Consider the following 10,191-nt stretch of genomic DNA (forward strand, 5'->3'; position numbering starts at 1 on the left):
TGGGCGGATTGCCCCCGTTTTTCGATTTGTTCGCACAATCCGACGACTTGGGTATGCCGATTGGCGCCGACGTTCTATTTCCTGTGTAACAAGGATTTTCATGACTTCGAGCAATACCCAAAGCCCCCTGGACGCAATCGCCGATCAGGCCCTCGGCCTTTCCGCCGCCGCCGACGCTTCCGCTGAAGCCCCCGCGCAGGCCGCCGATGCGACCGACGGTTCGGCATTCGCGTCGCTCGGTCTGTCGCCGGAGATCGTCTCCGCGCTGATCGCAGCGGGCTACAAGGCCCCGACGCCCGTGCAGGAACGCGCCATTCCTGCCGCTATCGCCGGCCGCGACCTGCTGGTCTCGAGCCCGACCGGTTCGGGCAAGACCGCAGCGTTCATGCTGCCCGCCATCGAGCGCTTCGCGCAGCTCCAGAAGACCCAGGCCGCGCAGCCGCGCGAGCCGCGTCCGCAAGGCGCGAATGGCCAGCAAGGCGATCGCCGCCAGCGCCGTCCGCAACCGGTGGCACGCCCGGGTCTGCTCGTCCTCACGCCCACGCGCGAACTCGCCATGCAGGTGACCACGGCCGCTTCGACGTACGGCAAGCATCTGCGCCGTCTGCGCACGGTCAGCATTCTCGGCGGCGTGGCGTACGGCCAGCAGCTGATGCTGCTCGCGAAGAACCCCGAGATTCTCGTGGCGACGCCGGGCCGTCTGCTCGACCACCTCGAACGCGGCCGCATCGACCTGTCCGAACTCAAGATGCTCGTGCTCGACGAAGCCGACCGCATGCTCGACATGGGCTTCATCGACGACATCGACACGATCGTCGCCGCGACGCCCGAAACGCGTCAGACGATGCTGTTCTCGGCCACGCTCGACGGCAAGATCGCTTCGATCACCGGCCGCCTGCTGAAGGATCCCGAGCGTATCGAGATCGTGCGCAAGGTCGAGGCGAACTCGAACATCGCGCAGACCGTGCACTACGTGGACGACCGCGATCACAAGGATCGTCTGCTCGACCACCTGCTGCGCGACTCGAGCCTCGACCAGGCCGTCGTGTTCACGGCCACCAAGATGGACGCCGACCAACTCGCCGGCAAGCTCGCCGACGCCGGCTTCGAAAGCGCCGCGCTGCACGGCGACCTGCCGCAAGGCGCGCGTAACCGCACGATCCGTGCGCTGCGCGAGCGCCGCGTGCGCGTGCTCGTCGCGACCGACGTCGCGGCGCGCGGCATCGACATCCCCGGCATCACGCACGTCTTCAACTACGACCTGCCGAAGTTCGCCGAAGACTACGTGCACCGTATCGGCCGTACCGGCCGCGCGGGGCGCTCGGGGGTGGCAGTGAGCCTCGTGCATCACGCCGAACAAGGCGCGCTCAAGCGCATCGAGCGCTTCGTGCGCTCGCCGCTGCCCGTGAACGTCGTGGAAGGTTTCGAGCCGCGCAAGGCGCCGCCGGCCAACCGCGGCTTCGGCGGCCGCGGCCGTCCGGGTGGCGGCAATGGCGGCGGCCGGCGCTTCGGCAACGGTAACGGCAAGCCGGGTGGCTACGGCGCCCGTGGCGGCAACGGCGGCGACCGTAACGGCAACAGCTGGGGCAACAAGCCGGAAGGCTCGCGCGGCGGCTACGGCGCCCGCGAAGGCGGCTACGGTTCGCGTGAAGGCGGCTTCGGCGGCGGCTCGCGCGGCGGCGAAGGCAACCGTGGCGGCTACGGCCAGCAACGCGAAGGCTACGGCCGCTCGCGCGAAGGCGGTGGCGGTTACGGCGCGCGCCGTAACGACGGCCCGCGTGGCGCACGTCGCGACAGCTAAATCAGCCAGAGCGGCGCGTGGCGCGGCCTTCGAGCCGCCCCGCCGCCGCAGCGAAATGCTCAGGACCGGTGCTCAGGCACCGGTCTTTTTTTATCTCCGCGCAGATTTCACGATACGAAAAATTTTTTTGCTTCGTAAAAAATTGTGCTGCGTGGCACAAAGGGAGCGATTGCGAGATGGAAAATAGCGTTTCACATTACAGAAGAAACAACATAAGTAGTTGATTTAATTTAAATAAAAAATCTCGAAAAAGCCCGTTACCGGTCTGTTGCCAGTCGATCGATTTGCCTAGACTCTTATATAAGAGTTCGCGAAACGAAACGCCCAAACCCAGAACCCCGGCGTCTGCGTTTCGCGAGATTCAGCGGTTCAGCCGTTTCGTTTCAGCGATCCACTTATCAGGCAAACGAAGGAGCCCACCATGTCGACCCGTCAACAGCAAGCTCAGCAACTCCAGCAGCAGTGGGAAACCGATCCGCGCTGGAAGGGCATCAGGCGCAACTACACGGCCGAAGACGTGGTGCGCCTGCGCGGCTCGGTCCAGCCTGAGCACACGCTCGCGAAGAACGGCGCCGAAAAGCTCTGGAAAGGCGTGAACACCGAGCCGTTCATCAACGCACTCGGTGCGCTCACGGGCAACCAGGCCATGCAGCAAGTGAAGGCCGGCCTCAAGGCGATCTATCTCTCGGGCTGGCAGGTCGCAGGCGACGCCAACCTCGCCGGGGAAATGTACCCGGACCAGTCGCTCTACCCTGCCAACTCGGTGCCGCAAGTCGTCAAGCGCATCAACAACACGCTCACGCGCGCCGACCAGATCCAGTGGTCCGAAGGCAAGAACCCCGGCGACGAAGGCTACGTGGATTACTTCCAGCCGATCGTGGCCGACGCGGAGGCCGGCTTCGGCGGCGTGCTCAACGCGTTCGAACTGATGAAAGCGATGATCGAAGCAGGCGCGGCGGGCGTGCACTTCGAAGACCAGCTCGCCTCGGTGAAGAAGTGCGGCCACATGGGCGGCAAGGTGCTCGTGCCGACGCGCGAGAACATCGCCAAGCTCACGGCCGCCCGTCTGGCCGCCGACGTCTGCGGCGTGCCGACCGTCCTGCTCGCCCGCACCGACGCGGAAGCCGCCGACCTCGTCACCTCCGACATCGACGACAACGACCGCCCGTTCCTCACCGGCGAGCGCACCGTGGAAGGCTTCTTCCGCACGAAGAACGGCCTCGGGCAGGCCATCTCGCGCGGTCTGGCCTACGCGCCGTACGCCGACATGATCTGGTGCGAAACGGGCAAGCCGGATCTGGAGTTCGCGAAGAAGTTCGCCGAAGCGATCCACAAGCAGTTCCCGGGCAAGCTGCTCTCGTACAACTGCTCGCCGTCGTTCAACTGGAAGAAGAACCTCGACGACGCGACGATCGCCCGGTTCCAGCGCGAGCTGGGGGCGATGGGCTACAAATTCCAGTTCATCACGCTCGCGGGCTTCCACTCGCTCAACTACTCGATGTTCAACCTCGCGCACGGCTATGCACGCCAGAACATGAGCGCGTTCGTGGAACTCCAGCAGGCCGAGTTCGCCGCCGCCGAGAAGGGCTTCACCGCCGTGAAGCATCAGCGCGAAGTGGGCACCGGCTACTTCGACGCCGTGACGCAGACGGTCGAGCGCGAAGCCTCGACCACGGCGCTGCACGGTTCGACGGAAGACGAACAGTTCTTCGACAAGAAGGTGGCGTAAGACCACCGGCAGCAACGGCGGTGCGAGCCGCCGCGCTCGAACAGGCAGCCGGCACGCGTACCTTGGCGGGGCGCGCCGGCCGCTTGCCGGTGCGGCCCGCACGCATGCCGCAGGGCGTTCAGGGAGGAGGCGGTAGAGGACACAGGCCGCGCGTGCTGGACAGAATCCGGTCCGCGGCTCGCCCAGCCAACGCACCGGGCGGGCATGGCCTTGTGACTCATCGGGAATCCAGAGGAAAGCTGCAGCTAGCGATACACGATCACCGGAATCTTCGTATGGGTGAGCACGCGCTGCGTTTCGCTGCCGATCAGCAGGCTGCCGAGCCCGCGACGCCCGTGCGAGGCCATGAAGATGACGTCGCAGCCGCCCGTTTCAGCGGCTTCGATGATGCCGAGATACGGCGATGGATGCACGCTCGTGCGGCTGTCGCAGATCACGCCGACGCTGCGTGCCGCCGCCTCGATTTCGTCCAGATGCACGCGCGCCTCTCGCTCACTGCGCGTCTGGAAGTCGCCTGGCGGCTCGATCACCACGTCGGCGTAAGGCGAGTATGGATATTGCGGCAGGCACGCGTAGGCGGTGACGCGCGCGCCCACGGTGCTGGCGAGGTCGATCGCGCCGTCGATCGCCTTTTTCGACAGTTCCGAACCATCCGTCGGAACAAGGATGTGCTTGAACATGGCGCGCTCCGTGGTCTATCGGATTACGGGCAAGTCAAGGGTGAAGACGCGGGGCAAAAACTCAGCTGGCGTCTCGCGCGGGCGGGCGCCTCTACCCTCAGGTCGATTGTAGTGCGCGAAAAATCCATGCAAGACGTGCGTGCGGGTCATCCCGGATATCGGAAACACGCACAGCGCCCTATTCCCAGTAACCGGGCTGACCGTAGGTATGCTTGAGATAGTCGAGAAAAAGGCGCACGCGCAGCGGCAAATGGCGGCGCTGTGCAAACACGGCGTGAATGCCGATGGGCGGCGCAGCGAACGCGTCGAGCACGGTCACGAGCCGGCCCGCCGCGATGTCCTCGCCGACTTCCCACCACGAGCGCCACGCCAGACCGTGGCCCGCGAGACACCACTCGTGCAGCACGGCGCCGTCCGAGCATTCCATCGTGCCCGCCACGCGGATCGACACCACTTTGCCCGCCTGCTGGAACGCCCAGCCGCGCTGCTGGTTCAGGCTCGCGCCGAAGGCGAGGCAGTTATGGCGCGCGAGGTCGGCGGGCGTTTCGGGCTCGCCGCGGCGCGACAGATAGGCAGGTGCCGCCACGCACACGCGCCGGTTCTCGCCGAGCTTGAGCGACACGAGGGACGAATCGGCCAGTTCGCCGAGGCGCACGGCGCAGTCGAAGCCTTCGTTCACGAGGTCGACGATCCGGTCCGAAAGATCGAGCGCGATGCTCACGTCCGGATGCGCGAGCGTGAAATCGGGCACGAGCGGCGCGACATGGCGACGCCCGAAGCCGGCCGGCGCGGACACGCGCAGGTGCCCGCTCGCTTTCACACCGCCCTCGGACACGCTCGCCTCGGCGTTCTGCATGTCGTGAATGATGCGCTGGCAGTCCTCGAGGAACGCCGATCCTTCGAACGTGAGCGTGATGCGCCGCGTGGTGCGCACGAGCAGTTTCACGCCGAGGCGCTCTTCGAGCGCATCGATGCGCCGGCCGATGATGGCGGGCGCCACGCCCTCGACCTGGGCGGCGGCGGAAAGGCTGCCCTTGGCGGCAACGGCAACGAAAGTTTCGATCTGTTTGAAGCGGTCCATCGGCAGACACTGCGCGCACAGGGCGACAGAAACAGTGGAAAAGACAAGGCAGGCCGACAGATTAGGTGGGTAAAAGTAAAAGATCAAGTGATCAATCCTGCCTTTTTCAGTCATGCGACTCATGAATACAATCGACCTCGACCTCTGAATACGGAGTGCAAGGCTATGTCGGCCACAACGACACCCTCAACGACACGCTTTCCCAAGGCAGTGATCTTCGACGCGTACGGCACGCTTTTCGACGTGCATTCGGTCGTCGCCGCCGCCGAGCAGATGTTCCCCGGCCAGGGGGAAGCGCTCTCGCAGCTCTGGCGCGCGAAGCAGATCGAGTACACGCAGCTGCGCACGCTTTCCGACCCGGCCGGCGCGCGCTACCGCCCGTTCTGGGACATCACGCTCGACGCGCTGCGTTACGCTGCGCGCCGCCTGAACCTGGCGCTCACGGGCGCGGGCGAAAAGCGTCTCATGGACGAATACGCCTGCCTTTCGGCGTTCCCCGACGTGCTGCCCGCGCTGCGCCGCCTGCGTGAGCCACGCGAAGACGGCACGCGCACGGGCCTTGCGATCCTCTCGAACGGCAACCCGCAGATGCTCGACATCGCCGTGAAGAGCGCCGGCATGAGCGGCCTCTTCGACTACGTGCTATCGGTCGACGCCGTGCGCGCCTACAAGCCGGCCGCCGCCGCGTATTCGCTCGGCACGCACGCTTTCGGCGCCGCGCCATGCGACCTGGTGTTCGTGTCGTCGAACGGCTGGGACGCCGCGGGCGCCGGCTGGTTCGGCTACACCACATTCTGGATCAACCGCCAGCGACTGCCCGCCGAGGAACTCGGCGTGGCGCCGCATGGCACCGGCGGCGGCATGGCAGAACTCGCCGCCTTTCTCGAAACCGCTGCGCCGGAACGGCAAAGCCGCCCTCGCCCCAGCCCGGGCGCGTGACGGACGCGCCGCTCGCCGCAGCCACAACAACCACACATTCACACTCTGACCGACCAAGGAGCAAGCAAATGGCGAACACTTTGCAACTGCCGCAAGGCATGCAGATCACGGCTGACATCCAGCCCGGCTTCGAAACGATACTCACGCCCGAAGCGCTCGAACTCGTCGCAAAGCTGCATCGCGCGTTCGAGCCGCGCCGCCAGGAACTGCTGAAGGCACGCGTCGAGCGCACGAAGCGCCTCGACGCCGGCGAGCGCCCCGACTTTCTTGCCGATACGAAATCGATCCGCGAAGGCGACTGGAAGATCGCGGCGCTGCCGAAGGATCTGGAATGCCGGCGCGTGGAAATCACCGGCCCGGTCGAGCGCAAGATGATCATCAACGCGCTGAACTCGGGCGCCGATTCGTACATGACCGACTTCGAGGACTCGAACTCGCCGAACTGGGAAAACCAGATCGTCGGCCAGCTCAACCTGAAGGACGCCGTGCGCCGCACGATCTCGCTGGAACAGAACGGCAAGACCTACAGGCTCAACGAGAAGATCGCCACGCTGATCGTGCGTCCGCGCGGTTGGCACCTCGACGAAAAGCACGTGACGGTGGACGGTCAGCGTGTGTCGGGCGGCATCTTCGACTTCGCGCTCTATCTCTTCCACAACGCGAAGGAACTGATTTCGCGCGGCAGCGGCCCGTACTTCTATCTGCCGAAGATGGAAAGCCACCTGGAAGCGCGTCTGTGGAACGACGTCTTCGTTGCGGCGCAGGAGGGCGTGGGCATCCCGCGCGGCACGATCCGCGCGACGGTGCTGGTCGAAACGATCCTCGCCGCGTTCGAGATGGACGAAATCCTCTATGAACTGCGCGAGCACAGCTCGGGCCTAAACGCCGGCCGCTGGGACTACATCTTCTCGGCCATCAAGAAGTTCAAGAACGACAAGGACTTCTGTCTTGCCGACCGCGCGCAGATCACGATGACGGTGCCGTTCATGCGCGCCTATGCGCTCGAACTGCTCAAGACCTGCCACAAGCGCAACGCGCCGGCCATCGGCGGCATGAGCGCGCTCATCCCGATCAAGAACGACGCGGCCGCCAACGACAAGGCCATGGGCGGCGTGCGCTCCGACAAGGCGCGTGACGCAACGGACGGCTACGACGGCGGCTGGGTTGCGCACCCGGGCCTCGTGCCCATCGCGATGGAAGAGTTCGTGAAGGTGCTCGGCGACAAGCCGAACCAGATCGGCAAGCAGCGCGCCGACGTGAACGTCGCGAGCAAGGACCTGCTCGACTTCCGCCCGGAAGCGCCGATCACCGAGACGGGCCTGCGCAACAACATCAACGTGGGCATCCACTACCTCGGCTCCTGGCTCGCGGGCAATGGCTGCGTGCCGATCCACAACCTGATGGAAGACGCGGCGACCGCCGAGATCTCGCGCTCGCAGGTGTGGCAGTGGATCCGCTCGCCCAAGGGCAAGCTCGAAGACGGCCGCAAGGTCACGGCCGAACTCGTACGCGAACTGATCCCGCAGGAGCTGGACAAGGTGAAGGCGTCGGTCGGCGGCGACACGAAGCCGTACGAGCGCGCCGCGCAGATCTTCGAGCAGATGTCGACGTCGGAAAACTTCGTCGAGTTCCTGACGCTGCCGCTGTACGAAGAGATCTAATCGTTCTGCATGTCTAACGGATAGCCGATGAAAAAGGCCCGGCGGGAATGAGCCCGCCGGGCCTTCGTGCTTTTCATGCACCGCTTCCCGAACGATCAGCGCGTGCGCCGATGCGCGACCCAGTCGCCGCCTGCGATCTCGGGGCGCCCTGCAACGGCCGCGGACGCAACCGGATAGTAGAGGCAAGCGATGCGCTCGCCGTGCACCTCGATATCCACTTCCGCCGAAACAAAGAGACCATCGGCACCCGGATAAACCTGTTCGATTTCGTCGAGCACGGCGAGGAGCGCGTCGTCGATTTCGTAGACGTCGCCGACGACCGTCGATCGCGCATCCGCCGACCCGGCCACCATCCCGGGATAGCTGCCGAAATCGAAGAGCCGACCGGCGAGCGTAGTGAGACCGAGGTGACGCGGGCGGGCAATCGCGTTGCTATCCGCCGCGAGGTTGATGTCGTTGATCTCGCCCGCGCGCAGCGTGCCGTAGACGAACACGTATTTCATGGCATGGATCTCCTTCAGGGCGACTTGCGCCACACGAGCACACTGTCGATTCGCCCACATTATGCCCGGCCATAAAGACGTGCGGCCCAGGCCCGCGAGCGCGAGACGTCTACAATGGGTGCACTAGTCGCCAAATCCGCCGCCGAACTCGTCGCCGAATCCGCCCCCTGCCCGTCATGCCCGAGGATCTGCCCCGCTTCGCACGCAACGGCGCGCCGCCGCGCGCCGAACTCGTCGATATCCCGCCCGAGTTCGCGCCGACCCCCACGCACCCTGTGCGCGTGCGCTCGCGGCCCATGCCGGCGGGGGTCTGCATCGCGCAGCACACGCATGCGTGGGCGCAACTCGCCTACTCGTCGCGCGGCGTGCTGCGCATGGCGACGCCCGGCACCACGTGGATGGTGCCGCCCTCGCGCGCGATCTGGGTGCCGCCTCACATCACGCATGAAGTGGCGATCGTCGAGGACGCGTTCCTGCGCACGCTCTACGTAGACGAATCGGTGATTCCGCCCGGCCTCGACGCGTGCCGCGTGGTCGAAGTCTCAGGCCTCCTGCGCGAGACGATCGCGGCCCTCGACGAGCGCGGCCTTCCCGCCGCGCGCGAGCGCCTGCTCGGCGCGCTGGCGCTCGACGAGATCACGCGCTCGGCGCCGCTGCCGCTCGCCGTGCCGATGCCGGAGGAAAAGCGCCTGCGCGCGCTGTGCGAAGCGCTGCTCGCCGACCCGGCGGGACCCGGCTCGCTCGAGTACTGGGCCGCCCACATAGGCGCGAGCACGCGCACGATCGCGCGGCTCTTTCGCCAGGAGCTTGGGGTGAGCTTTTCGCAATGGCGGCAGCAGGCGATTCTCGCGCGCGCGATCCCGCTGCTCAATCAGGGACGCCCGATGGCCGTCGTGGCGCAGGAACTCGGCTATCAGAGCCAGAGTGCGTTTTCGGCGATGTTTCGCCGCGCCTTCGGCGAGAGCCCGCGCGCCTTCATCGCGCGCGGCACGGGCGATCGCGACGAGGACGAACCGGAAGATTCCGTGGCCGCCGGGCGCGACGACAACACAGGTTGAGCGGGAGCGGCCAGGGTCAGACGAGCCGCGTCATGTGGCGAATCGAGCCGAGACGCGCAAGCCTCGGCCCCGCCACGCGATAACCCATGCGCAGATAAAGACGTGCGGCCGGATTGTCGACGAACACGCGCAGCTGCAGTTCGCGCAGGCCGCGCTCGCGGGCCCACTGGTGCGAGATGTCGAGCAGGAACGTGCCGGCGCCATTGCCTCGATATCCCTGTGCGATCTGCACGTCGCGAATGTGCAGCGAGTCGCCCTCCTGCGTCACGCGCAGCACGCCAATAGCCTCGCCGTCGAGTTCGAGGATGAAGTTCTCCGACTCGCGATAGCTCGCCAGAAAGAGATCGCCGCGCCAGACGAGGTGATGCCGCAGATAGTAGCCACCCATGTTGTTGCGCGTGAGCGTCTCCGCGAACTCGAAATCGTCCATGGTGGCGCGGCGCAACTGAAACGGCGAGGGAATGTCGTTCGGTGCGAACATGTCGGCAAGCGAGGAAACCGGGTTTCGACAACGCTACGATAACGCGCGGCCGCAAGCAATCGCAGATTGTCCGTACGGCAAACGAAACGACGGTTGGGGGTGCCAAGCGTGAGAAACGTCTGCGGAAAAGAAAAAGCCCGTTGGACGTATCCAACGGGCTTCGTTCTGGCGGAGCGGACGGGACTCGAACCCGCGACCCCCGGCGTGACAGGCCGGTATTCTAACCGACTGAACTACCGCTCCAGCTTGCTGCTCACA

Annotated in this window: 9 protein-coding genes and 1 tRNA gene; 5 read left to right on the forward strand and 5 right to left on the reverse strand. The window is 65.7% G+C overall.

Translation table 11 applies throughout. The annotated features are described in order from the left end of the window. Positions 1 to 100 precede the first annotated feature (100 nt). Both BHE01S_RS16800 and aceA read left to right on the forward strand, forming a co-directional pair. On the forward strand, positions 101 to 1,801 hold the full coding sequence (locus BHE01S_RS16800) for a DEAD/DEAH box helicase (protein WP_042265837.1): 1,701 nt from the start codon (positions 101 to 103) through the stop codon (positions 1,799 to 1,801). A gap of 421 nt (positions 1,802 to 2,222) precedes the next feature. Next, positions 2,223 to 3,530 carry an isocitrate lyase gene (gene aceA / locus BHE01S_RS16805; protein WP_042265838.1) on the forward strand — a complete coding sequence of 436 codons (1,308 nt, stop codon included), beginning with the start codon at positions 2,223 to 2,225 and terminating at the stop codon, positions 3,528 to 3,530. 245 nt (positions 3,531 to 3,775) lie between these two features. Here the strand turns inward: aceA and BHE01S_RS16810 are convergent, their stop codons facing one another. Further along, entirely contained in the window at positions 3,776 to 4,210 is a 435-nt protein-coding gene (locus BHE01S_RS16810; protein WP_042265839.1) for a universal stress protein, read from the reverse strand. Positions 4,211 to 4,388: 178 nt separating this feature from the next. Continuing rightward, on the reverse strand, positions 4,389 to 5,291 hold the full coding sequence (locus BHE01S_RS16815) for a LysR family transcriptional regulator (RefSeq protein ID WP_042265841.1): 903 nt from the start codon (positions 5,289 to 5,291) through the stop codon (positions 4,389 to 4,391). Between the two features lie 165 nt (positions 5,292 to 5,456). Here BHE01S_RS16815 and BHE01S_RS16820 point away from each other — a divergent pair, with 165 nt between their 5' ends. Then, positions 5,457 to 6,230 carry a haloacid dehalogenase type II gene (locus tag BHE01S_RS16820; protein WP_042265842.1) on the forward strand — a complete coding sequence of 258 codons (774 nt, stop codon included), beginning with the start codon at positions 5,457 to 5,459 and terminating at the stop codon, positions 6,228 to 6,230. A 68-nt stretch (positions 6,231 to 6,298) separates the two neighbouring features. Next, positions 6,299 to 7,891 (forward strand): malate synthase A, encoded by a 1,593-nt coding sequence (aceB, locus tag BHE01S_RS16825; protein ID WP_042265843.1) that lies wholly within the window; start codon positions 6,299 to 6,301, stop codon positions 7,889 to 7,891. A gap of 95 nt (positions 7,892 to 7,986) precedes the next feature. Here aceB and BHE01S_RS16830 read toward each other — a convergent pair whose 3' ends face one another. Next, positions 7,987 to 8,394: a gamma-glutamylcyclotransferase family protein gene (locus BHE01S_RS16830; protein WP_042265884.1), complete on the reverse strand. Its 408-nt coding sequence runs from the start codon at positions 8,392 to 8,394 to the stop codon at positions 7,987 to 7,989. 176 nt (positions 8,395 to 8,570) lie between these two features. On the opposite strand from BHE01S_RS16830, the gene BHE01S_RS16835 reads away from it, so the two are divergent. Next, positions 8,571 to 9,452 carry an AraC family transcriptional regulator gene (locus BHE01S_RS16835; protein ID WP_042265844.1) on the forward strand — a complete coding sequence of 294 codons (882 nt, stop codon included), beginning with the start codon at positions 8,571 to 8,573 and terminating at the stop codon, positions 9,450 to 9,452. 16 nt (positions 9,453 to 9,468) lie between these two features. Here BHE01S_RS16835 and BHE01S_RS16840 read toward each other — a convergent pair whose 3' ends face one another. Both BHE01S_RS16840 and BHE01S_RS16845 read right to left on the reverse strand, forming a co-directional pair. Beyond that, positions 9,469 to 9,933, reverse strand: coding sequence for a GNAT family N-acetyltransferase (locus tag BHE01S_RS16840; protein ID WP_028204095.1), 465 nt, complete (start codon positions 9,931 to 9,933; stop codon positions 9,469 to 9,471). Between the two features lie 166 nt (positions 9,934 to 10,099). Further along, a tRNA-Asp gene (locus BHE01S_RS16845) sits at positions 10,100 to 10,176 on the reverse strand. Between the last annotated feature and the right edge of the window lie 15 nt (positions 10,177 to 10,191).

Origin of the sequence: Paraburkholderia heleia NBRC 101817 (assembly GCF_000739775.1) — a bacterium.
Classification (GTDB): domain Bacteria; phylum Pseudomonadota; class Gammaproteobacteria; order Burkholderiales; family Burkholderiaceae; genus Paraburkholderia; species Paraburkholderia heleia.